Genomic DNA, 23,166 nt, shown 5'->3' on the forward strand with positions numbered 1-23,166 from the left:
CACGAAAATCACGTCATTAAAAAACTATGATTTTATTCACATCACGGGCTGCTTATTTTTCCCATGATAGTTATTCACATGTTACTCCACGCTTAGTCACGACTTATCAAGAGTCTCATGTGAATAAATTAAAAGATAAATAATAACAATACATTAACTAGAGTGAGGTATCCCTATGGATATACGAAACTCAGTGATATTAATCACCTCTGCAGGCTCAGGGCTAGGCAGTACATTGGCAGTGCACTTTACCTCTTTGGGGGCACGCGTTGTTGTCGCGGACACAGATTCGATAGCGCTTTTGGATACAGTGAAACGTTGTCGGACTCTGTCTGATGGTATTTATTATTATCCGCTACCGGATCACTCTTCTGAGAGTATCCAGTCTTTGTTTAACTACATCGATGAGCGGTTCCCGAATGGTGTTGATGTACTGATCAACAATTGGCCCAGCATGCCACTACCAAGGCTGTTTGGCAGTGAACAGGGAGAGGAGTTCACTCACAAGCTGTCGTCGTTGGCTTCTTCGTTATACGGTTACGGGAAAGCCAGTGCTCTGAGAATGCGCATGCATAAAAAACCGGGAGTCATTGTAAACCTGACGTCTCACCAGCAGCAAACTCTGCCTGAAGGGCTTGAGAATGTGTCGGCGATGATCGTTGGATTTACTCAGACATGGGCTAAAGAGCTCGACCCGTTTAACATCCGAGTTGGGGGGGTTATACCCGCTCAGTTTCGCACTAGAGACAGTGCCAATGGTGATTGGGCATACGTGCAGGATGAGATGATTAGAAACACTGAATATATAGTCTCTAACGACTATTTTAACGGACGGGTAATGGCTGCTGAAGCATAGCCTGCTGAAGAGCAACATCCGACGTTAATCAGGAACGATATGTAATGAAATAGAAAAAGCTCCACCAGAGGTGGAGCTTTGTTTTTCCCGTTAAAGGTTATCGAGTGCTAGCGAAAACCTTTTTACATCTTGCTTACGCTTCAGCTTTAGCTTTCTTTGGTGCCTTCGCTGCTGCTTTAGGTGCTGCTTTCGCTGCTACCTGATCGGCTTTCTTCTTGATTACCGTAGTACCTTCGAACGTTTCACCTTCAATGTATGGCTTACCGTAGTATGCCGCTAGCATAACTTCTTTAAGCTCAGAGATTAGAGGGTAACGTGGGTTCGCACCAGTACATTGGTCATCAAACGCGTCAACTGCTAGGCGGTCAACTACTGCCAGGAAGTCTGCTTCGTTTACACCCGCAGCCTGAATAGACTTAGGAATGTCCAGGTTAGTTTTCAGTTCATCTAACCAGCTTACTAGGCGTTCAATCTTCTGAGCAGTGCGGTCACCAGGCTGAGACAGCTCTAGGTGGTCTGCAACTTCTGCGTAACGACGGCGTGCTTGTGGACGGTCGTATTGAGAGAATGCAGTTTGCTTAGTTGGGTTGTCGTTAGCGTTGTAACGTACCACGTTGTCAATCAACATTGCGTTAGTCATACCGTGTGCAAGGTGGAACTCAGCACCGATTTTGTGAGCCATTGAGTGACAAACACCTAGGAATGCGTTAGCAAACGCGATACCAGCGATAGTTGCAGCGTTGTGAACCTTCTCACGAGCGATTGGGTCGTTTGCACCGTTCGCGTAGCTTGATGGTAGGTACTCTTTCAGCATCTTAAGCGCTTGTAGAGCTTGACCGTCAGAGTATTCATTCGCAAGAACGGATACGTAAGCTTCAAGTGCGTGAGTTACTGCATCGTAACCACCGAATGCACATAGAGACTTAGGCATGTTCATTACTAGGTTAGCATCAACAATCGCCATTTGAGGTGTTAGCTCGTAGTCTGCTAGTGGGTACTTAGCACCAGTCTTGTCGTCTGTAACAACCGCGAATGGAGTAACTTCTGAACCTGTACCTGAAGTTGTTGGGATACATACCATTTCAGCTTTCTGACCCATTTTAGGGAACTTGTAGATACGTTTACGGATGTCCATAAAGCGCATTGCAAGGTCTTCAAATGCTGTTTCTGGGTGCTCGTACATTACCCACATGATTTTCGCTGCATCCATCGGAGAACCACCACCTAGTGCGATGATTACGTCTGGCTGGAAGCTGTTCATTGCATCAGCACCTTTCTGTACAGCAGACAATACTGGATCCGCTTCTACATCAAAGAAAGTTTGCACTTCCATGCCGTTGGCTTTCAGGATGTTGATGGTTTCATCAGCATAACCGTTGTTGAATAGGAAACGGTCAGTTACTAGGAACGCACGCTTCTTACCTTCTAGGTCACCTAGTGCTACAGGTAGGCTGCCGCGACGGAAGTAAACAGATTTTGGTAGTTTGTGCCACAACATGTTTTCAGCTCGCTTAGCTACAGTTTTCTTGTTGATTAGGTGCTTAGGACCTACGTTCTCAGAGATTGAGTTACCACCCCAAGAACCACAACCTAGTGTTAGTGATGGTGCAACATTGAAGTTGTACAGGTCACCGATACCGCCGTGAGTTGTTGGAATGTTGATTAGAATACGTGCTGTTTTTAGCTTGTCACCGAAGTAACGAACACGGTCTGCATTCTTATCTTGGTCAGTGTACAAGCCAGATGTGTGACCGATACCACCAATCTCAACCATAGTAACCGCTTGAGCAACTGCGTCTTCGAAGTCGTCTGCACGGAATAGACCTAGAGTCGGAGACAATTTCTCGTGAGCGAATTCATCGTCGTAAGAAACTTTACCCAGACCTTCACCAACTAGCACTTTCGTGTCTGCTGGTACAGTAACACCAGCCATTTCAGCGATTGCCGGAGCAGGCTGACCAACGATTTTCGCGTTTAGGTTGCCATCGATAAGAAGAACTTTACGTACTTTCGCTGCTTCGTCTTTGCTTAATACGTAAGCTTTGTGAGAAGCAAAACGCTCTTTCACTTCGTCGTAAACTTCATCAACAACGATTGCAGCCTGCTCAGAAGCACATACTACGCCGTTATCGAATGTCTTAGACATTAGGATAGAAGCAACAGCACGTTTGATGTCAGCACTTTCATCGATAACTACAGGAACGTTACCTGCACCTACACCGATTGCTGGCTTACCAGAAGAGTAAGCAGCTTTAACCATGCCTGGACCACCAGTAGCAAGGATAAGAGCGATGTCGTCATGCTTCATTAGCGCGTTAGAAAGCTCAACAGAAGGTTGGTCGATCCAGCCGATGATGTCTTTTGGAGCACCTGCTGCTACTGCTGCTTCCAGTACCAGTTTCGCTGCATCGTTAGTTGAGTTTTTCGCACGTGGGTGTGGCGAGAAGATGATTGCGTTACGAGTCTTCAAAGAGATTAGAGACTTGAAGATTGCTGTAGACGTTGGGTTAGTTGTTGGAACGATACCGCAAATGATACCTGCTGGTTCAGCGATAGTCATAGTACCAAGGCTTTCGTCTTCATCCAGAATGCCACAAGTTTTTTCGTCTTTATACTTGTTGTAGATGTATTCAGAAGCGAAGTGGTTTTTGATTACCTTGTCTTCAACAATACCCATACCAGACTCTTCTACCGCTTGCTGAGCTAGAGGGATACGAGCTTGGTTAGCCGCTAGAGATGCAGCGCGGAAAATTTTATCTACTTGCTCTTGAGAGTAAGTAGCAAATTCTGCTTGTGCCGCTTTAACGCGAGCAATCATTGCATCTAGTTCAGCCAAATTAGTTACAGGCATAATGAATCTCCTAAAATAGAAAAATATTAAAAACTTTTTATTAAGGTTGCTGCCTTAAGCTTTTAACGTTCAGTCAATCACTTATCAAACTACAGACTTAGTAAATTGCTTTCAGGACTGAGTATATTATTTCAAGGTATGAAAAAAATTGACTCAGATCAGTTCTGAAAAACTAAATACTACTTACTGGGTAGACAGGTTTGTAAAACAATTTTAAATGATTGATATATTTAAACTTTTAATCACAATGACAATGTGATTAAAAAAGAATCAAACAGTCTAGTGAATACAAAAAACTACAACACACTGTAATAAAATTTCATTTCAGCTCAAATTAGCAACAAGAACAGCCTGTTTTTTCGTGTTACACGCAACTGGTTACCTAATCATTTGAGCATTTCAAACAGATGAAGATGTTCGTTTTTTCACAATTTTTCATATTCGTACAAAACACATTTCATTTCCACCAATTTCACTTCCTGTAACACATACGTTACCCGATTCTAAAGACCTCATTTATATCGTTAGCTAACAGAGGAATTTGTTAGAAATCACTTGGTATTTAGAAGATAATTCCCTTACATTTACCACCCTTTTTAAGGTGGTATTTAGATACCTCTTTTTTCCACTTAAATCGCGTTTGAAGTTTTAGAGCTTGTACACAATGCAGACATTTGAAATCGCAATTTATTTGCAGTTCTTTTTAGGTCTTATAGCCGCAGTGAACCCAGTTGGCATCATGCCCATTTTTGTTTCTTTAACAGGGCATATGTCGCCAGAAGAAAAAGTGAAAACCGCCACCACTGCGAATATCGCAGTCGCGGTCATCCTTATTGTTTCTTTACTGGCTGGGCAGGCATTGCTGGATATGTTCAGTATCTCTTTGGATTCGTTCAGAATTGCTGGCGGGCTGCTGCTTATGAGCATCGCATTTTCGATGATGAGCGGTAAGCTAGGTGAAGATAAGCAGAACAAACAAGAGAAATCTGAATACGTGAGCCGAGAGCAAATTGGCGTAGTGCCACTGGCTATGCCTCTAATGGCAGGACCTGGCGCTATCAGTTCAACGATTGTATTTGGGGCGCGCTACCCAACATGGATGGACACATTTGCCATTGCAGGTACAGTGATCATTTTTGCGTTTTGCAGTTGGCTACTGTTTCGTTCAGCCCCTTTTATTGTGAGATTCTTGGGTCAGACAGGAATCAACGTAATCACTCGTATTATGGGTTTGATCCTAGCCGCTCTGGGGATCGAGTTTATCGCCAACGGCGTAAGAAACCTGTTCCCGGGTCTTGCCTAGTATCCAGTTCCCCCGACTTGCCTTAAAAGGCTAACTTTGAGGTAAGTCGCCAGTTTCGCAGATGTGGACTTTTTATATCGTCGCTTTGAGTTACTATACTGCCATTCTCTATCGTTATAGAAAGACAGTTATAAAAAGTCCATGCCCAAACACTCGTTGAAACATCACCTTTACGTCATCATCTTTGGCACGCATACAACCGCAGGTAAGCTCTTTGATATCGCCTTGATCGTTGCGATTCTGACTTCCCTCACAGTGCTTGTTATCGACTCTACCCTTCCTCAAGACAGCGTATGGGCAAATCGACTTCTGTACGCCGAGTATGTGTTTACTGCGCTTTTTACTATTGAATACTTGCTGCGACTCTACTGTTCCCCCAAGCCCAGTGCTTATGCGAAAAGTTTTTATGGTGTAATCGACCTTCTCGCCATATTGCCTACGTACTTCGTGCTACTTTTCCCATCCGCATCATTTATTGCAGTTGTGCGCCTTCTAAGGGTAATGCGGATTTTCCGAATCCTTAAATTGGTTCGCTACCTGCAAGACTCTAACCTGCTCTTACGTTCCCTTCTGATGTCCAGACGGAAGATTCTGATCTTCTTCAGTACAGTGGCCATTCTGGTCACTATCTTTGGTTCACTGATTTTTGTGATAGAGGGACCAGAGAACGGATTCACGAGCATACCGCAAAGCATCTACTGGGCGATTGTGACCATCACAACGGTTGGTTACGGTGATCTCGTTCCCCAGACACCTATTGGAAAAGCAATAGCCTCGCTTACTATGCTACTTGGTTATTCTATTCTGGCGGTTCCAACCGGAATCATTACGGCGGAACTGAACAGTGAAATGAATGCTCACCGGAATCTGGTTAAGTGTCCGAATTGCTCTCGAAATGGTCATGAGTCTGACGCGTTATATTGTAAGCATTGCGGAGGAGAGCTGGCATCGCCAGATGCGCGAGTAGTTCCTGTGGAGAATGAGGATTCTGAACTGCACTACTAGGTCAGTTAACAGCCTTGAGTAACGCTCTCTACCTGAAAGCTGTCCCCTGAATACATGGGGGCAGTGTATTTCACGTAGCATTGAGTACTTTCGATACCATTTCTACTCGGATGTTCGACCCACTCAGAACGTGTAAGAAGCCACGAGTCCTGACGATCGGTGTGAATGGCATGGTGAGCCACCCAAACCCAGGTTTTGTCGGTATGTCGATAGCCCATATCTAAATCAATAAAATTGGCTAAACCACCAATCCGTACACTTGGGTAACCGTACTGAAGCTGTCCATAACCCGGCAACATTCCAAATTCTTCCAAATCGGTTCCCTGTTTATGAGACTCAAGGTAGGCATTTTCCGCGGCATGAATTACTTTGCTGGCAAGCCCTTCGATCAGAGCCTGATTGTATTCACTTTGCATGCTAAAAAACTTGGGGGCTGCAGTCATAGCCATGATGGAAAACACCGCTGTGCTCATTAACCCATCAAACATTGAAAAGCCAAAACTTCTCTTACGCATTGCCATTTCCTTAAGCTTCCCACCTATACCTTCTAACTTGAGTATAGTTGGATGTTAAAAAATGCCAGTCAGAAGCAGGTAAGTACAAAGAAATAATAAAGACAGGATAGGTTTAAGATCTGGTTAAAAACCATTTCTCAGAAATAACTTTTAAGAAAATAAAAAAGCGCCTCTCAAATGGAGGCGCTTTTGAGAAATTATATCTCTATGAAAATATTACTTTTCTGCAAGAATAATACGAAGGGTTCTGCGTAGAGGCTCTGCTGCGCCCCAAAGTAGCTGGTCACCCACAGTAAATGCATTCAGGAAGTCATCACCCATCGACATTTTACGCAGTCGACCAACAGGGATAGACAGAGTGCCGGTAACTTTCGCAGGTGTCAGTTCTTGTGCCGTAATGTCACGGTCATTTGGAACCACTTTCACCCAGTCATTATGAGTGGCGATCATCTCTTCAATTTCATCCATTGGGATGTTTTGCTTCAGTTTGATGGTCAGTGCCTGAGCATGACAGCGCATTGCTCCGATGCGAACACATGTACCGTCAATCGGGATTGGCGTGTCCTGAGAGCCTAAGATCTTGTTGGCTTCTACACCCGCCTTCCACTCTTCCTTGCTTTGACCGTTATCGCGCTTCACATCGATCCATGGAATCAGAGAGCCCGCTAGTGGCACACCAAATTGATCCGTTGGGAAAGATGACGAGCGAAGAGTTTCTGCAACTTTCTTATCAATATCAAGAATAGAGCTTGCTGGGTTTGCCAGCTCAGTGCTTACAGAATCGTTGATCACACCCATTTGAGAAATCAGCTCGCGCATGTTTTTCGCGCCAGCACCCGATGCTGCCTGATAAGTCATGGCACTCATCCACTCAACATGACCTTTCTCATAAAGACCACCTAACGCCATAAGCATTAAGCTAACCGTACAGTTACCACCAACAAATGTGTTGGTGCCATCATGAATCCCCTGCTGGATTTGCGCAAGGTTCACAGGATCTAGTGTAATGATGGAATCTTCAGCCATGCGAAGAGTAGATGCAGCGTCAATCCAGTAGCCTTTCCAGCCTGCCTGACGAAGCGCCGGGTACACTTTCTCGGTGTAGCTGCCGCCCTGACAAGTAATCACAGCATCAAGCTGTTTTAGGCTTTCAATATCAAAAGCATCTTGCAGAACACCCGCGTCTTTACCGAAATTTGGGGCAGGAATACCTACTTGTGAGGTGCTGTAAAATACTGGTTCGATAACATCAAAGTCTTTCTCTTCGACCATACGTTGCATCAAAACCGAGCCGACCATACCACGCCAGCCTACAAGACCTACTCTCATCATTACACTCCATGTCTTACTCAAATTAAACTCCCCCATCTATAAGATTTTCTGAGGATGAAAACAAGCCTTTTTGAGCGAAAAAGGGAAAAAAGAGCAGTTAAGGGGGGATTTTTACAGGTTTACTGTTTTCGAAGGGATTTTCAGGAGGGATTCGAAATGAAAAATGCGTCCAGAGAACACCCCTCTGGACACTGATATTTATACCGCATTCACAGTGCCTAAATAAGATTCCACATCGTCAATCGTGGTCTTTAAGCTCTGTTCCAATGCAACCATATCACTTTCAGAAGGTTTAGAACCCTGCTTTAAGCCATGCTCAATGCTTGCAGTGATGTCTTTCAGGGCATTAGCACCTAAATTACCCGCGACACCTTTTAAGCTGTGGGCAATTCGATGAGCCTGTTCAGAATCTTGGTTAAGTGCCTCTTTCAGCTTGTTTACGTCTTCGCTGTGATCCTGTAGGAAAACATTTAAAACCATGAGTACAGACTCTTCGTCATGATCAAAGGTTTCAAGCATCATCTCAGGATCAAACCCTCTGCTATTGGTTGGCACCGGTTCAGGTGACTCCATCACAGGCGGCTCTTGGATTGGTTCTGGCTCCTGCATGACTTCAACCGGCTCTTCCAACTTAACGGGTTGTTCCTGTTTAACTGGAGCAGTCTGAGTTTCCTTGCTGGTTGAATCTGGGATGTTTGAACTTTGTCTTTCTGTGCTTTGGGCTTCTGTATGTTGAGGAACCGCCACACGATTAAATCCGATCCATCCTATGGCGAGCAAAAATACGCCACTCAGCACAAGACTGATGGTAAACATCCTTTGAGCAACATGCTGAAATTCAGTCCTTACCATTCCAATTTCGCGCACAACTGAGTGTTTCAGAATCTCTTCTGTAACATAACTGAGTTGGGCGTGTTCAGCCAAAATCAGAGAAGCTTTAGACAATAACCCCTGAATCTGATTCTTATAGGGAGAATCGAATCGCTCAGAGCGCAACATGATCGACTCTAGCGTCATGTAGTTTGGTGGGTTGAGGTTAGAATCGGCGTAAAAAGAGCTGAACAGATAAGCGCCAAGCTCATCGTACAAAGCGACCAACTCTTTTGGTGTCCCCTGACTGTTTTTGGTATTCAGGATTTGCTCAGATAAACCACGAATATCCAGTGCGACAGTAAGGTAGTTTTCAGCACGCTCGATAAAGCGGTCAGATAGATACACAAGTTGCGCCGTTTCTGGGCTCCATATCCCGTGCTCTGATTCGGATTCGATTTGCACTTTAACCGATTTAATCAACTCCAGGTTCAGAGATAATTGTTCAATATGTTGCGCCCGGATAGGGTCTGGAAAAGAGAGTGTATAACGAAATTCTTCTATCTGATTTGATAGTAAACCTAGCGAATCCGCTTCTTTGCGAAGTTGAATGTGCTGGAAATAGAGGATGGATGAAATAACGCCCCAAACCAATAGGAATGCGACAATGATGTACCTACGATTTCTAATGCTACTTTCTTCCATAAAATAGCTCTTCAGCCTACGTTAAGTCATTGAAAATAAGGTGGCATTAGCCACCTTATCACCGATTTACTTTATGAGCGACGCGTCAACTGATCTCGCAAATTAGGCGGTGTCCCTTTGATCGTCAGCGTATCCGTTTCCGGATCGTAAAAAATACGCTCTCCAAGAAGCATGCTATCAAAGTTGATGGTCACGCCTCCACCAGCACCAACAAACTTGGTCAGCTTGCGTACTGTTGAACGGTCTCCGGGAAAACTCTCTTCAAGATCATAGCCTTGCTCTTGAGTGTAGTCTAAGAAACTGGTTCCATCATTGCTAGTTGGCAATTCGCCAGACAGCTCACGAATTTCAACTTCATCGCCAGATTTGATTTGCTCGTTACAGTAATCGAACACCTGCTTACGGTACTGAGTGGCTTCTTCTTTCTCCAGCTTAGAATCGCTACAGAAGTCCTCAACGGCCTGCATGAGTACCTGATTCTGCACTTTCGTGTCCAGTCCAACATCAGCCTGAAGGAAATCCAGGAAGAAGTCCGAAACTTTACGTCCGACACGACCCTTGATAAAGGTGAGATAGCGATTGGATTCTTCATCAGTGGCATAGGTAGAAAGGTCAATCCTTGCCGCAATATCCATCTTACTGATATCCAGATAGTCTGTAGCACTGATTTCCAGACCTTCTGTCACTTTCAGGCTTTCATTTGACGGAAGCAGACCAACAAACAGGTACTCTGTCGCAAGCGACTGATATTCAGCAAAAACCAAGATCCCTTCGTCCGCAAACGGGTATTTAGAAAGCTCTTCTTTAAGCCGTGTTGCACTAATTTGCGAAAATTCGTAAAAGCTCTTCTCATTTTGGCGAAGTTCTTGCAACCATGTTTTAAAGTCGCTGTCTGGTTTAAAAGTACCGAAGCCTTTTCCTGCTTTGCTATTGAAAACCCGATGAAGCTCGGCAACAAGGTTCTCTGATGAACCTTCATTAGGAAGCGATTCCTGACGGAAATTGACCGTCAGCTCTTCTTGCTCGTTTTTAACCAGCTTATGAAGAATGACGTTAGAAAGATGCAGACTCATAGTAATTTTGTTTATGTTCTAGTTTCAGTTGAGAGGGAGAGTAGGTTATCATAAGCCGCTTTTACTATCATTATCAGAGTCTATATGCCGATTACATCAAAATACAGTGACGAACAGGTTGAAACTATCTTGGCTGAAATTGCAGCAGTGCTAGATAAAAACGGCGCAAATACAGAGCTTTCACTTATGATCGCAGGAAATATCGCAACGAATGTCTTAAATCAAAACGTTCCTGCTTCACAACGCAAGGCAATTGCTGAAAAATTCGCTCAGGCACTTATTTCATCCGTTGAAAACGACGTAACTCACTAATAAAACAAATAAGACTGAAAACATAAATGGTAGATAGCGAAAATACATACAGTGAACGCGTTTCTCGTCTTGTGAGTTGGGGGCACTGGTTTGCCTTTTTTAACATTATTGCCGCCATGCTTATCGGCACGCGATACATTACCCAGTCGCCTTGGCCTGACACCTTACTTGGTCAGGTTTATCTGGCAGTATCCTGGCTTGGACACTTTGCGTTTCTGATTTTTGCTATCTACATATTAGTGCTATTCCCCCTCACCTTTCTGGTGCCATCGCGCAAATTATTCCGTTTCTTATCAGCCTGTTTCGCGACGGCTGGTTTAACTGTTCTTCTGCTTGATACGCAGGTTTATCAGAACCTTCACCTTCACTTAAATCCCGTAGTCATAGATTTATTGATGAGTGAAGAAGGGAATTTCACACCAGAATGGCAACAGTTCTTTATTTTTGTACCAATCATCTTTTTGATGCAGTTGGCGCTTGCTGAGTGGGTTTGGCGTAAAAAACGCAAACTGGCTCATAAACACATTGGTAAACCTTTAGCCGCCGTTTTCTTTGTCTGCTTTATTGCCAGCCACCTGATTTACATTTGGGCAGATGCGTATTTCTATAACCCGATTACCAGCCAGAGAGCCAACTTCCCGCTGTCTTACCCGATGACAGCAAAAAGCTTTATGGAAAAACACGGGCTGTTGGACAAAGAAGACTATCTCGACAGGCTGGACAGTTACTCTGGTGACGTGAAGCTGGTGCAATACCCAATTGAACCACTGACTTACGAAAGCAGAGGCAACAAGCTAAATGTTCTGATGGTGATGGTAGATAACCTTCGTGCCGACGCTGTTTCAGCTGAAGCCATGCCAACATTACATGCTTTTGCAGACCAGAATCTCAACTACACCAACCACTACAGTGCCAGCAATGATATGTATGGCGTGTTTGGTCTGTTTTACGGGTTACCAAGCAGCTATGCAGAAAGCATAAAAGCGCAGGGCGACGCGCCGCTCTTTATTCAGCACCTACAAAAGAAAGATTACAACTTCGGTCTGTTCAGCGGCGACAACTTTGCTGACAAGCTGTACCGTGATGTCGTGTTTACAGATTTACTGGCTCAGGATCTTCAACCTCTTGAAAAAACCAACGACACGCAAGCTATTGAAAACTGGAAAGCATGGCTACAAGCCAAACCAGATGAACCTTGGTTCAGCTATCTGGAGCTCAACAGCCTGGCAGACTTCGAAGCAACACACGCCACCATTCCGGGCAGCCAGTTGGAAGCTCAACTAAAAGATGGTTACATGAAGTCGACGCTTCAAGCCGACGAGTCACTCAAGAGCATACTGGAAGAACTTGATAGCCTGAACCTAACTGAAAAAACCGTGGTAATCGTCACCTCAAATCACGGAACTGAGTTTAATGAAACCAAGAGCAGCTCTTGGGGTTCAAGTACCAACTACAGCCGCTTCCAGCTTCAGGTGCCAATGATTATTCAATGGCCGGGGAAAGAAGCAGCCAAAATCGAAACGAAAACCAGTCATCTGGATTTATCTCCGACCTTAATGCACCAGATTTTGGGCGTCAGCTCTAACCCTACTGACTACAGCAGCGGAAGAAGCTTATTTGATACCGATGAAAGGCTGTGGATCATCGCGGGTAACCGCCGAGAAGTCGCCATGATTACCGACGACGAAACGACGGTAGTGGATAAGTTTGGTAACTACAAAGTCTACGACGCAGATTACAACCGCAAACGCGAAGACAACCCTAAGCTTTCTATCCTGATGCAGGGCTTAACGGAGCAGAAAAGGTTCTACACTGAGCAGTAAGTCGAATAAATATCAATCACTTGCTCATGTTAATGATTGAAAACCATTGACTCACCCTCTTGAAAGGGATTACATTGGTTTTATCGGACTGTAGCGCAGCTTGGTAGCGCACTGTCATGGGGTGTCAGGGGTCGCTGGTTCAAATCCAGTCAGTCCGACCATGTTATAAAAAACCGCTGTTTTTACAGCGGTTTTTTGCGTTTGGGCTAAGACAACTGTTTTAGTACCTCATTGACTTTATCCACTGCCTCCATTTGCGGCATATGTCCAACATCTGGCAGAAGTTCAATTCGAATTTGAGTACCTAAGCTCAAATCCTCGACTTCTGGTGTAAGAGGCACTATCTGATCTTGTTGCCCCCATATCACGGTGACTGGCAGTACTAGATTTTGAAGTTGTTCAACCAAGTTAATCGTCTGCTGACCGTTGACTGACATGGCTTTACGGAGAGTATGCAGGGCTTCCTCAACACCATCCAACCGCTTGTACTTCAATAAATCATCGACCATAGAGCGATTTACCAAGCTTTGGTCAGCGAACAGCAGCGAAACGGTTATTTTCATGGCTTTGCGATAATCTGCCTCGGAAAACTTAACTAGATAATCTTCATTGATTTTCGAGGTTAGCCCAGCAGGAGACAGCAAGGTCAGCGATACTGCCAAACTGGGGTTCTCAATGGCAAACTTCGCCGCCAGTAACCCACCCATGGAATGCCCGACAAGATGACACTGACTGATATTTTTAGCGCTGACGAACTCGGAAATGGTTTGGCTCAGACATTCGATCGGGTCGCCATTGAGCGCCTTTGTCGATTGCCCGTGCCCTGGCAAGTCCAACGCATACACCGGATTGGCAGACACCTCAAGGTTGAACAACCAGTTGTCGAGATCGCCGCCAAATCCGTGAATAAACAGCAAAGGCGTGCCTTCACCGTCTCGATGCACATAACGAATAGTGCCCGTGCTCAGTTCGATGTATTGGGAACGAAGTGCCTCTTCGACTTCCTCCTCCTCGTCGCCCACAGTGGATTCAAACAGCTCAATATAGGCATCAATCTCGTCCTCCGATACTGAATCGTCAGCTAGCACGCCCAGTAAAGCCTTCACATCGTAAAGTTCACCTTCTTCCGCCACTTTACGCCTGAGCAAACCCGCATCGGGCGCTTCCACCATGCTGGCGATTTTGTCAGTCTCAACATCCATGATCGCCTGACCGACTTCAATGTTGTCCCCTACTTCCACCAGCCACTCGTTGAGGGTGCCTTCGGTCATGGAAAGTCCCCATTTGGGCATAACAATGGGGATAATCGCTGTGTTCTCTGAACTCATAGCCCCTCCTTCATCACGTGCTCAATGCGTTTCAAAATCGTATCGGCACTCGGCACATACGCATCTTCAAGGCTGGGAGAAAACGGGACGGGCGTATGAGGCGCAGTGACCATTTGTGCAGGTGCTTTCAGATACGAAAACCCTTGTTCAAAGACTTTGGCGCAGATATCGGCGGCTATAGAGCACCTTTCGTTGGCTTCATCTACGCACACAATGCGACCCGTGACTTCGACACTTTCCAGCACTGTATCCATATCGATGGGAGAAAGTGTTCGCAAGTCGATGACCTCACACGAAATGCCCTTTTTCGCTGCTAGGTTCGCAGCCTCCATTGCTCGGTGGACGGTTAACCCGTAAGAAACCAGCGTAACGTCGTTCCCTTCTCGCAGTACATTAGCTTCACCAAATGGGATGGCATAAGCCTCTTGAGGCACATCGTCTTCCATCTGATAAAGGCTTTTATGTTCCAAAAAGATGACCGGATCGTTATCGCGGATGGATTGCGCCAGCAGCCCCTTGGCGTCGTAGGCATTTGACGGGCATACCACCTTCACCCCCGGTAAGTTAGTAAACATCGGGGTCAACATCTGGCTGTGCTGTGCCGCAGCGCGAAAGCCAGCACCACACATAGCGCGGATGACGACAGGCGTCTCCGCTCGGCCACCAAACATATAACGAAACTTCGCCGCCTGATTGAGGATCTGGTCGTAACACACGCCAATAAAATCGATAAACATCAGTTCGGCTATCGGTCTTAACCCACAGGTTGCCGCCCCAATCGCCGCGCCTACATAAGCGGATTCCGATAACGGGGTATCGACCATCTGTTTCGGGTGTTTAGCATAAAGCCCTTTGGTGACTCCCAGCACGCCGCCCCAAGCGTCTTCTTCGCCCGGTGCGCCCGTGCCGCCGACGATGTCTTCCCCCATCATCACCACATTTTCATCTCGCGTCATTTCCAGGTCGACCGCTTCATTGATCGCGTCTTTAAAGGTTAATTGTCTGCTCATCTTTCACTCCTTGAATTCGATTAGTAGCTCACGTAAACATCGCGGTGCAGCGCATCTGGCGACGGTTCAGGTGCATCTTTCGCTTGCTGAACCGCATCATCAATCAGCGCCAACACTTCGCTATCAATGGCAGAAAAATCGCTTTCTTCTACTAAACCAGCTTTGAGTACCTGCGCTTTAAATTTCTTGATGCAGTCATGATTTTCCCGCAAATCTTCAACCTCTCCTTTAGGGCGATAGGTTTGCGCGTCCCCTTCAAAGTGCCCATAGAAGCGAACGGTTTTGCACTCCATTAGCGATGGACCTTCGCTGTTTCTGGCTTTCTGAATGATTTCGCCTGCCGCTTCATATACCGCGAAGAAGTCGGTGCCATCTACGCTAATACCCGGTAAACCAAACCCTGTTGCCCGATCGATGTAAGATTTAGACGCCACCGCCCAATCCACCGCAGTCGACTCGGCATAACCGTTATTTTCAATGATGAAAATGACTGGTAACTCCCAAATCGCAGCCAGGTTTAAGCTTTCTAAAAACATACCTTGGTTGGATGCACCATCGCCGGTAAAGCTGATGCCCACACCGTCGTGACCTAAATGTTTCGCAGCCAAACCAGCACCACATACTAAAGGCGACCCTGCGCCCAAGATCCCGTTAGCTCCCATCATGCCTTTTGATAGGTCGGCAATATGCATGGAACCGCCTTTCCCTTTGCATGCACCCGTTTCTTTTCCGTAGATCTCCGCCATCATGGCGTGTACATCTACCCCTTTGGCGATACAGTGCCCGTGCCCACGATGGGTAGACGCAATTCGGTCTTTATCGTGAAGATGCATCATGATCCCCACTGCGACCGACTCCTCCCCCGCGTACAAGTGGACAAATCCCGGGATGTCACCCCGCGAAAAGTCCACATGCAGACGTTCTTCAAACTCTCGAATGGTTTTCATCATTCGATAAGCGTCGAGCAATTTCTCTTTGCTCAGTGATTCGCTGATACTAGGCATCACATTCTCCTTGTTGATTACGCAAAAGCATCCTTGCAGCGCATGCGTTCATGCAGGCTTCTACATTGATGGTAAAAAAAGCATTAGGAATAAGTTCGAGGGTCACATCGTCTTGCGCTTCGACGATGTGTTCTCTCTCGCCATCCAAAGCAATGGCGACGCTGCCATAGTCAACGGTGACGGGCTGATTCGGGTTCAGAGTTGAAAGGGTTTGAATCGCAACGGGCAAAAACGCACCGGGGATCAGTGGCACGGTCAGACAAGATGCGTTCGCATCACCTGATAATTCGGCAAACCGCCCGCACGGTTCAGTGCGTTCAACGGTTGCACTCAAACCAATGATCGAAGAAAGCCCAACCTGCATGGCAGACGCAAAGGTCACGTATACCGCGCGTAGCGTATCCGGTTGCCACACGGCTTTGCTGCCGACAAATCGATCAGAGGTGATCGCCACATCCACCAGCGCGATGTCTTCTATTGGTACAGTTTTGCCTTCTGCGCCAGATTGAGATTTCTCTTGAATACGAAGCCGCAAAAGCTTATTGGGCGAAAGCGCAGTCTCTTTCGGGATTTGACCACTGGCGTACAGTGCCGTCGCCAAGCCAATCAAGCTCGGCTCTATGGTTTCGGGAAAGGCGTTATTGGTGCCCGTGGAATAACCGGTAATGGGTGTGTTTCTGGCATGTTTCACCACCAGCCGATGCGTTCCATCTCCACCTAGCACCACTATTGTGCTAACCTTAAAATCTTCGCACTCACGTGCCGCATTGATGGTGTCTTGCTCGGTTCCAGTTATCGGGATAGGCAGTAATTTGAGTTCCGGAAAGCCTTGTTGCTCTCTCATTTTTTTAGATCCAGCTTGTCTAGATCTGGCTGGTTTAGCTAAAGCAGCTTGCCCGCGATCCACCTCTCGCTGCACCATGTCCGACAGCCCGGTTTTATCGGGCATCATCCACACCTGATGCACGCCGCCAGCTTTCAAACCGGACAGTATTTTCAATACGATACTCACGCGATCATTCAGCGTCAGGCTTCCGGAAGCCGCGACGACACGTCTTATGTCTCTCGCCGATACGGGATTGGCAATCATGCCAACAACACCTTGATTCACAACATCTCTCCTTGATGGCTCTCATCAATATAGCAAGCGAGATGCCGACTTTGAAATAAACTTATCTACATGATTTTTATGAATAATCTTAAAACCCGAGAAAAAAGTTTGTAGCACCGCCACGTGGTGCTGCAACAGGTGTTGCATGAGGGCGTTTCAAGGTTGAGAAACTGGAAAAACTGCCGATTTCGACGCTGTTCAAAGGTGCAATCGAATCCCTTCAGTGCTAGATCTTAATTCACTAAACCGAAAGGAATCGGTCATGAGAAGTTCAGAAACCAAAGCGATCAGAAACAGCACTTTTATCCGCTCTCACATTCAGGAGGTAGAAAGTGCCGTAAGCGGAAACGAGGTAGAGCGCGACCACATGATCCTCAATTCATGGAAGCGCTGCGTCGAAACCCACCGTCTGGAGCCTTCAAGCTTAAAAGAAGCCTACATACTGCCCGGCTATGAGCTCAAACTTCATCAGGAACGAACCGATCGATTAATTCACACTGCTCGCCATGCCCTAGAAATGCTGTACAAGCAGATATCGGGGCAGAACTACGTGCTGCTCCTGACCGATCACGAAGGCGTCACCGTCGATTACATTGGCAACACTTCTCAACAGAGTGAGCTGAAATCTGCCGGGTTGTATTTGGGGTCGTCTTGGTCGGAAGAACGGGCAGGCACCTGTGGCGTTGGGTCTTGTATTTACACTGGTCAGTCAATTACGGTTCACCAGACCGACCACTTCGATGCCACGCACGGGCAGCTTACGTGCAGCGCTTCCCCCATTTATGGTGTGGATGGGCACCTCGCTGCGGTGTTGGACATTTCAGCCCTACACTCGCCCGAGCCAAAAAGCAGCCAGTGGCTTTCATTGCAGTTGATTCGCAACGTCACCAAACGTATCGAGATGACCACCTTGCTCACCAGTTTTCGCCACCAGTGGGTACTGAAGCTGAGTAAAACCCCCGAGTTTTTAGAACTCGACCCAGATTGCGCCCTCGCGGTGAATGACGACGGTCAAATTGTGGGTTTAACCCATTCGGCTTACGGCATATTAATGAAAGGGTATTCCGCCACAGCCAATCCGTTAAACGCCCATCAACTCGGCGGTGTGCCATTAGATAGCCTGCTGGACTTGGACATCAATGACCTGCCGAAATACTCAAGGCGCTACTGCCCCAATCCGGTTGCCGTTACTACCCAATCGGGTGACTTGCTCTACATTCAGGCGATTGAACCCGTTCCGGTCACACCCAAATCCGTTCCTACAGAACGCCCCATCGCCAAACCGCTTGAAAGGCTGTTCTTTCGCGACCCGATCATGAAATCGATGGCAGAAAAGGCTTCAACCCTTGCCAATTCCTCTATCTCGATTTTGATCTCGGGCGAAACGGGTGCAGGCAAAGAGTACCTTGCCAAAGCGATCCACGACGCTTCAAGAGGCAAGCGTCCTTTTGTGGCGATAAACTGTGCGGCGATTCCAGAAAGCCTGATTGAAAGCGAGCTGTTCGGCTACACCGCTGGCTCGTTTACGGGCGCAGACCGAAAGGGCAAAAAAGGGTTAATCGAACGCGCCAATGGAGGCACGTTGTTTTTGGATGAAATTGGCGACATGCCCCTCGCCTTGCAAGCCCGATTGCTGCGCGTGATTGCCGAGAAAGAAGTGACCCCTGTGGGCGGGCACACCCCCGTTCCCGTTACCTTTCGGGTATTGGCGGCATCGCACCAAAACCTTGAAGACTTAGTGAAGCAAGGGCGATTCCGAGAGGATTTGTACTACCGCATTTCCGGTGCCAAATTAGAGATGCCGCCCCTGCGGGTAAGAAAGGATATTAAATGGCTATCGAGCAAACTGTTGTTGGAATACGCCGACCAGCCCGTGCCCATCAGCCAGGGCACCACTCAACTGCTGAACAAGCATTACTGGCCGGGAAACATTCGCGAGCTGAGTAATGTATTGCAGTTTGCGCTGGCATTCAGCCAAGGGGAAAAGATTCACCCAGAGCACCTGCCCGACTCGTTCTCGAAATACCAACAGGACGCGCCCACCCTGCCCGTGGATACCCAACTTGAAACCCTGCTGAATAACCTGAACTGGAACATTACCGCAGCGGCCAACTACTTGGGGGTTAACCGCAGCACGGTACACAGACGAATGAAACGCTGTGGATTGATCCCACCCAACCGGCGATAAAACCCACAAACTGATCGCCACTCAACCAGCCGAACTTCTTTTTTGATGGTTTTGACGTTTTTTCAATCAAACAAACCACTTAGGGGTTTACAAGGTTTCCAACCCTAGCTAATATGCGCCTCAACAACGGAGAGATGGCTGAGTGGTTGAAAGCACCGGTCTTGAAAACCGGCATACGTTAATAGCGTATCTAGGGTTCAAATCCCTATCTCTCCGCCACATTCTAAAAAGCCGCTGATTTTTCAGCGGCTTTTTTTGTTTTTGAATTAACATTCAAGAAACTTTCTCACTGAGGATTTCAATTTGTTGCAACCAAGCGTCTATAATAGTCGGACTCTAGAGAGTAGAACTTTAAAGTCCTGATACTCAACATAACTAAGGTTTCTAAACTTAATAACTGTTTTTATATACATACTGAATATATACTTTTGAGTGTGTTAGGGTAATGTAGTAATACATAATCACTAACAATCATTTTCTTCGCGTTAAACTGCAACAACGTTACGCCAAGTTAAAGAAAAAATCGAGTATTCGGCGCACATACATTTTTTAATTTTCTGATATACTCCCCAACCAGTTTTTTAGGTAGTTGGATTAAATGATTAAAGCTGTTGATTTATTTTGTGGGGCTGGTGGACTAACTCATGGCTTAGAGCAAGCAGGGATAGACGTAGTCGCTGGTTATGATATTGAAGAATCATGTCGCTTCGCATATGAACAGAATAACGAATCAATTTTTATACAAAAAGACGTTGCCTTAGTATCCAAAGAAGAAATTTTTGAGCACTTTGAAAACGCGAAATACACCCTCTTAGCTGGCTGTGCTCCATGTCAACCATTTTCAAGATATAATGTAGGTAAAGACGCCACTAAGGATAAAAAATGGCCGCTCTTATATCACTTTGCAAGATTGATAAAGGATACCCTTCCTGATTTTGTAACAATGGAAAATGTACCCGACGTAGTACGACACTCGGTATACGACGATTTTGTCCAAGAGTTAAAGGAACTGGGATATCATGTATCAGCTCAAAAAGTCTTTTGTCCGGACTACGGAATGCCTCAAGAGCGTAAGCGCCATGTATTGCTAGCGTCTAGGATTGAATTAATCGAACTAATACCTGCAACACACAAAAAATGCGAGTATATTACTGTGCGGGATGCAATATCCAAGCTCCCTCGATTGCAAGCTGGCAAACAAAGCAAAAGCGATCCTTTACATAGATGCGCAAGTCTATCCGAAATCAATATGAAACGAATGAAAGCATCACGACAAGGCGGAACATGGATGGACTGGCCAGAAGAACTTAGAGCACCTTGCCACAGAAAATCAACTGGCTCTACTTATAAGAGTGTGTACGCTAGAATGTCATACGATGCCCCAAGCCCAACGATGACAACTCAATGTTTTGGATATGGCAATGGTCGTTTTGGACACCCAACTCAGAATAGAGCGATATCCTTGAGAGAGGCGGCTATCTTTCAAACATTTCCTCCAAACTACCAATTTACACCTGAAAATGAAACGCCGAGCTTATCTACACTTGGCAGAATGATTGGAAATGCTGTACCAGTAAAGCTAGGTGAAGTCATCGGCGTATCAATATTGAAGGGGCTAGTTTAAGCCTTGTACTCTCTCTTGAAGGTGTATTGTTCAAACGAATCAACTACAGTTTTGACATAAATTGAGGCCCGTTCACTCATATCTATGATGTCACTACTAGTGTTTTTACTTCCATAATCAGAAAAAGTAAACACACCATGAGCTAAGTTATTTCTAGCGTACTTAAACTTGTCGATATCTTGACCATCTCGACAAGTTGACGGGAAGACTGTACTTACATCATATTTACTTAAGATTTCCCTAATATTTTCTAACTTGATGTTCCCGTTGAATATTTTTCGGACGTTGAGAGATGTTGACGGGGCAGATAGGCTTAAAGGTCCGTCTGGAAGATTTTCTTTCAATTTTGAACCTGATTCGAAGTTCCTCAGCAGACCCCGTAAAATTTCAGTCTTTATGGTCTCTTTCAGATCATCATATCCCACCCCGGCATCAGTAATGTCATCATACAGCTCTTCAATACAACCACGCATAGAGGCCTCTATCTGATTGTAAGTAAGTAGGTAAACAACAGAGTTTAGAACATGTATTAATCTTTCTGAATAATCCAACTTACAGATTTCACCTGTTCTTTCGTCTAAAACATCAAGGCAGCGACCTTTATTCAAAGCATCAAGTAACTCATTAAATAGATCGATATCTTCTTGGCGAAGATCAAATTCATCTCGTGTTAAACTACTCATTACTCACCTATAAGTAGCTTATTTTTTACGAAATTAATTCTAGCTAATAGCTGTGTTGTATTATTAGCACTGTCAGCACCTACAACTGCTTGGAACTCATCAGAAAGGATCCATTCAGAGACTGGTACTGCGGGTTCCAAATCCGGGACTTCTTTAAGTGCATTACCAACACCAACTGCAATAGCTTCATAACGAGCTCTAGTAGTAGTTTTACTTGTGATTGTTTTCTTGAATCCCATATTTCCAAAGTACTGATCAACGAAATCAAGAACACGTTTAAACTCATTCTTATACTCTAGTAATCGGTCTTCAGAATGAGTTTCTGTTGCGTTACTAACTTTCGTCAAGTATGCGTCTAAAAATGGTTTTACAGTACCTTTGTAATTATCCAAATCGTACGAATAAGCAAAATAGCGTAAGACCAACTCTAGGTGATCTCTGTTTGCTTTTTTCTTGTCGGATAATGGAGCAAGTTTTGCAAATAGTTCACTCGTCGCTAAGTTTTCTAACACATCAGTGTAGAATGGCTTAGCTGCGTCTTCTGAACCGTGTCGAACCTCCATGCTCTCGAGGGGTTTGACACCAGAGTTAATGCGCTCAAATAGATCACGCCTATTACTTTCAGATACTTCACCGATAAGTTCAACAAAGCGGAGAGAAGTTCTCAATAATCGGCGTTGTCTAGCTTTAGGGAAATCTTCAAAACAGAACCCCTCAAGTTCTTTCAGTTCCTTAAGTTGTTCTAAGTGGAATTTATTGTTAACAAAGTAATAAAGAGTTCTTATACGCTGAGAGCCATCAATAATCTCAACACGACCATCTTTCTCAGGATCTTCATCATTAACATCCGAGATGTATAAGTATGGGATTGGAAAGCCAAGTAAAAGTGACTCTATAAATCTTGACCCAATCTTATTGTTATTTTCATCCCATTTATAATCTCGCTGATAATCAGGAATAAATAATTCATTCTCATCCTCTTTTAGACCATCTCCATACTTCTGAATTATAGTAGTGATGTCCCAATCTTTGACGTTGTATATGATGTCTCGCCCAAGCGTCCGAATCCTCGCTTCAGCCTTATCTTGAAGGACTTTGATTTGAGAGGTAATCTCAATTTTTCTTATCGAATCAGTTTCTGAATCCAACCGTTTTTTAAGTTTAAGTAGTTCTGGTAATTCTCTAGCCATTTTTCCAACTTACGATTTTAGTTAGTTTGACAACCATGGGGTTGTTCACAATTGTGTTTAGGTATACGCATCAAAAAAAAGTGATTGCGACTTTCTTACATTCTCGACCTATTGAGACCTAGGCAACGTATAGTAGTTAACCTATTTAGGTTGACACCACGTTCTTAACACCTAAAATCCCCTACCAACTATGGGGCTTTAACATGTTTAAGTCTGAACTTTTTATTACCTTCCGCACCTCGTGGTTAAATAATAAGCTCCATACTAAACTCAAATATCAATATCTTTTGAATTATTCATGAGTTCCAATTAAAGAACACTCAAAATGACCAATTTTCAACCAAGCTAAGCAGGTTTCATTTCAGTTTTGAGTAGCCATTAACATTTTAAATAACCATGACCTACATTTCTACTAGGTAAGTGAAATGAATAGCAATAATAGA

The 23,166-nt window shown here is 45.3% G+C and carries 18 protein-coding genes and 2 tRNA genes; 9 read left to right on the plus strand and 11 right to left on the minus strand.

Translation table 11 applies throughout. The annotated features are described in order from the left end of the window. Window positions 1–175 precede the first annotated feature (175 nt). Entirely contained in the window at window positions 176–856 is a 681-nt protein-coding gene (locus RH89_RS12040; RefSeq protein ID WP_004402149.1) for an SDR family oxidoreductase, read from the plus strand. Window positions 857–989: 133 nt separating this feature from the next. Here RH89_RS12040 and adhE read toward each other — a convergent pair whose 3' ends face one another. After that, on the minus strand, window positions 990–3,707 hold the full coding sequence (gene adhE / locus RH89_RS12045) for a bifunctional acetaldehyde-CoA/alcohol dehydrogenase (protein ID WP_004402150.1): 2,718 nt from the start codon (window positions 3,705–3,707) through the stop codon (window positions 990–992). A 664-nt stretch (window positions 3,708–4,371) separates the two neighbouring features. On the opposite strand from adhE, the gene RH89_RS12050 reads away from it, so the two are divergent. Together RH89_RS12050 and RH89_RS12055 are read left to right on the plus strand one after the other, a co-directional pair. Beyond that, a complete protein-coding gene (locus RH89_RS12050) occupies window positions 4,372–5,010 on the plus strand; it encodes a YchE family NAAT transporter (RefSeq protein ID WP_004402151.1) in 639 nt (212 codons plus the stop codon). Between the two features lie 141 nt (window positions 5,011–5,151). Then, the gene (locus RH89_RS12055; RefSeq protein ID WP_004402152.1) at window positions 5,152–6,015 is read left to right on the plus strand and encodes an ion transporter; all 864 of its coding nucleotides are present in this window, start codon (window positions 5,152–5,154) and stop codon (window positions 6,013–6,015) included. Between the two features lie 5 nt (window positions 6,016–6,020). Here RH89_RS12055 and RH89_RS12060 read toward each other — a convergent pair whose 3' ends face one another. The 4 genes from RH89_RS12060 to yejK all read right to left on the minus strand — a co-directional run bounded on the left by RH89_RS12060 (window position 6,021) and on the right by yejK (window position 10,450). Then, the gene (locus RH89_RS12060) at window positions 6,021–6,530 is read right to left on the minus strand and encodes a hypothetical protein (RefSeq protein WP_004402153.1); all 510 of its coding nucleotides are present in this window, start codon (window positions 6,528–6,530) and stop codon (window positions 6,021–6,023) included. A gap of 216 nt (window positions 6,531–6,746) precedes the next feature. Next, window positions 6,747–7,859: an aspartate-semialdehyde dehydrogenase gene (gene asd, locus RH89_RS12065; protein WP_004402154.1), complete on the minus strand. Its 1,113-nt coding sequence runs from the start codon at window positions 7,857–7,859 to the stop codon at window positions 6,747–6,749. 201 nt (window positions 7,860–8,060) lie between these two features. Continuing rightward, window positions 8,061–9,377, minus strand: a complete 1,317-nt coding sequence (locus RH89_RS12070; RefSeq protein ID WP_004402155.1) for an Hpt domain-containing protein — start codon at window positions 9,375–9,377, stop codon at window positions 8,061–8,063. Between the two features lie 71 nt (window positions 9,378–9,448). Then, complete coding sequence (yejK, locus tag RH89_RS12075; RefSeq protein ID WP_004402156.1) at window positions 9,449–10,450, minus strand: nucleoid-associated protein YejK; 1,002 nt, start codon at window positions 10,448–10,450, stop codon at window positions 9,449–9,451. An 84-nt stretch (window positions 10,451–10,534) separates the two neighbouring features. Between yejK and RH89_RS12080 the strand changes: the two genes are divergently transcribed. The 3 genes from RH89_RS12080 (at window position 10,535) to RH89_RS12090 (ending at window position 12,746) form a co-directional block, all read left to right on the plus strand. Beyond that, a complete protein-coding gene (locus tag RH89_RS12080; RefSeq protein WP_004402157.1) occupies window positions 10,535–10,762 on the plus strand; it encodes a YejL family protein in 228 nt (75 codons plus the stop codon). Window positions 10,763–10,788: 26 nt separating this feature from the next. Beyond that, the gene (locus RH89_RS12085) at window positions 10,789–12,585 is read left to right on the plus strand and encodes a DUF3413 domain-containing protein (RefSeq protein ID WP_004402158.1); all 1,797 of its coding nucleotides are present in this window, start codon (window positions 10,789–10,791) and stop codon (window positions 12,583–12,585) included. 84 nt (window positions 12,586–12,669) lie between these two features. Then, window positions 12,670–12,746, plus strand: a tRNA-Pro gene (locus tag RH89_RS12090). Between the two features lie 45 nt (window positions 12,747–12,791). On the opposite strand, the gene RH89_RS12095 is transcribed toward RH89_RS12090, so the two are convergent. Genes RH89_RS12095 through RH89_RS12110 form a run of 4 tightly spaced genes read right to left on the minus strand, consistent with a single transcriptional unit; the run spans window position 12,792 to window position 17,038 of the window. After that, a complete protein-coding gene (locus RH89_RS12095; protein WP_004402159.1) occupies window positions 12,792–13,913 on the minus strand; it encodes an acetoin dehydrogenase dihydrolipoyllysine-residue acetyltransferase subunit in 1,122 nt (373 codons plus the stop codon). Continuing rightward, window positions 13,910–14,923, minus strand: a complete 1,014-nt coding sequence (locus RH89_RS12100; RefSeq protein WP_004402160.1) for an alpha-ketoacid dehydrogenase subunit beta — start codon at window positions 14,921–14,923, stop codon at window positions 13,910–13,912. Before RH89_RS12100 ends, RH89_RS12095 begins: the two co-directional genes overlap by 4 nt. 20 nt (window positions 14,924–14,943) lie before the next feature. Then, window positions 14,944–15,927, minus strand: coding sequence for a thiamine pyrophosphate-dependent dehydrogenase E1 component subunit alpha (locus RH89_RS12105; RefSeq protein ID WP_004402161.1), 984 nt, complete (start codon window positions 15,925–15,927; stop codon window positions 14,944–14,946). Further along, entirely contained in the window at window positions 15,920–17,038 is a 1,119-nt protein-coding gene (locus RH89_RS12110) for an NAD(+)/NADH kinase (RefSeq protein WP_004402162.1), read from the minus strand. Before RH89_RS12110 ends, RH89_RS12105 begins: the two co-directional genes overlap by 8 nt. A 262-nt stretch (window positions 17,039–17,300) precedes the next feature. Between RH89_RS12110 and RH89_RS12115 the strand changes: the two genes are divergently transcribed. The 3 genes from RH89_RS12115 to RH89_RS12125 all read left to right on the plus strand — a co-directional run bounded on the left by RH89_RS12115 (window position 17,301) and on the right by RH89_RS12125 (window position 20,850). Further along, on the plus strand, window positions 17,301–19,226 hold the full coding sequence (locus RH89_RS12115; protein WP_004402163.1) for a sigma-54-dependent Fis family transcriptional regulator: 1,926 nt from the start codon (window positions 17,301–17,303) through the stop codon (window positions 19,224–19,226). A gap of 128 nt (window positions 19,227–19,354) precedes the next feature. After that, window positions 19,355–19,445, plus strand: a tRNA-Ser gene (locus tag RH89_RS12120). A 379-nt stretch (window positions 19,446–19,824) separates the two neighbouring features. Beyond that, window positions 19,825–20,850, plus strand: a complete 1,026-nt coding sequence (locus tag RH89_RS12125; RefSeq protein WP_004402164.1) for a DNA cytosine methyltransferase — start codon at window positions 19,825–19,827, stop codon at window positions 20,848–20,850. Here RH89_RS12125 and RH89_RS12130 read toward each other — a convergent pair. Together RH89_RS12130 and RH89_RS12135 are read right to left on the minus strand one after the other, a co-directional pair. Continuing rightward, the gene (locus RH89_RS12130; RefSeq protein ID WP_004402165.1) at window positions 20,847–21,533 is read right to left on the minus strand and encodes an MAE_28990/MAE_18760 family HEPN-like nuclease; all 687 of its coding nucleotides are present in this window, start codon (window positions 21,531–21,533) and stop codon (window positions 20,847–20,849) included. The genes RH89_RS12125 and RH89_RS12130 overlap by 4 nt on opposite strands. Next, a complete protein-coding gene (locus RH89_RS12135; protein ID WP_004402166.1) occupies window positions 21,533–22,723 on the minus strand; it encodes a DUF262 domain-containing protein in 1,191 nt (396 codons plus the stop codon). Before RH89_RS12135 ends, RH89_RS12130 begins: the two co-directional genes overlap by 1 nt. Window positions 22,724–23,166 lie beyond the last annotated feature (443 nt).

The sequence above is a fragment of the Vibrio nigripulchritudo ATCC 27043 genome (assembly GCF_000222685.1).
In the GTDB taxonomy this organism is placed as follows: domain Bacteria; phylum Pseudomonadota; class Gammaproteobacteria; order Enterobacterales; family Vibrionaceae; genus Vibrio; species Vibrio nigripulchritudo.

Coding starts and splice junctions, on each gene's coding strand:
- RH89_RS12040 (WP_004402149.1), top strand. CDS start 176: ATGGATATACGAAACTCAGTGATATTAATCACCTCTGCAGGCTCAGGG.
- adhE (WP_004402150.1), bottom strand. CDS start 3,707: ATGCCTGTAACTAATTTGGCTGAACTAGATGCAATGATTGCTCGCGTT.
- RH89_RS12050 (WP_004402151.1), top strand. CDS start 4,372: ATGCAGACATTTGAAATCGCAATTTATTTGCAGTTCTTTTTAGGTCTT.
- RH89_RS12055 (WP_004402152.1), top strand. CDS start 5,152: ATGCCCAAACACTCGTTGAAACATCACCTTTACGTCATCATCTTTGGC.
- RH89_RS12060 (WP_004402153.1), bottom strand. CDS start 6,530: ATGCGTAAGAGAAGTTTTGGCTTTTCAATGTTTGATGGGTTAATGAGC.
- asd (WP_004402154.1), bottom strand. CDS start 7,859: ATGAGAGTAGGTCTTGTAGGCTGGCGTGGTATGGTCGGCTCGGTTTTG.
- RH89_RS12070 (WP_004402155.1), bottom strand. CDS start 9,377: ATGGAAGAAAGTAGCATTAGAAATCGTAGGTACATCATTGTCGCATTC.
- yejK (WP_004402156.1), bottom strand. CDS start 10,450: ATGAGTCTGCATCTTTCTAACGTCATTCTTCATAAGCTGGTTAAAAAC.
- RH89_RS12080 (WP_004402157.1), top strand. CDS start 10,535: ATGCCGATTACATCAAAATACAGTGACGAACAGGTTGAAACTATCTTG.
- RH89_RS12085 (WP_004402158.1), top strand. CDS start 10,789: ATGGTAGATAGCGAAAATACATACAGTGAACGCGTTTCTCGTCTTGTG.
- RH89_RS12095 (WP_004402159.1), bottom strand. CDS start 13,913: ATGAGTTCAGAGAACACAGCGATTATCCCCATTGTTATGCCCAAATGG.
- RH89_RS12100 (WP_004402160.1), bottom strand. CDS start 14,923: ATGAGCAGACAATTAACCTTTAAAGACGCGATCAATGAAGCGGTCGAC.
- RH89_RS12105 (WP_004402161.1), bottom strand. CDS start 15,927: ATGCCTAGTATCAGCGAATCACTGAGCAAAGAGAAATTGCTCGACGCT.
- RH89_RS12115 (WP_004402163.1), top strand. CDS start 17,301: ATGAGAAGTTCAGAAACCAAAGCGATCAGAAACAGCACTTTTATCCGC.
- RH89_RS12125 (WP_004402164.1), top strand. CDS start 19,825: ATGATTAAAGCTGTTGATTTATTTTGTGGGGCTGGTGGACTAACTCAT.
- RH89_RS12130 (WP_004402165.1), bottom strand. CDS start 21,533: ATGAGTAGTTTAACACGAGATGAATTTGATCTTCGCCAAGAAGATATC.
- RH89_RS12135 (WP_004402166.1), bottom strand. CDS start 22,723: ATGGCTAGAGAATTACCAGAACTACTTAAACTTAAAAAACGGTTGGAT.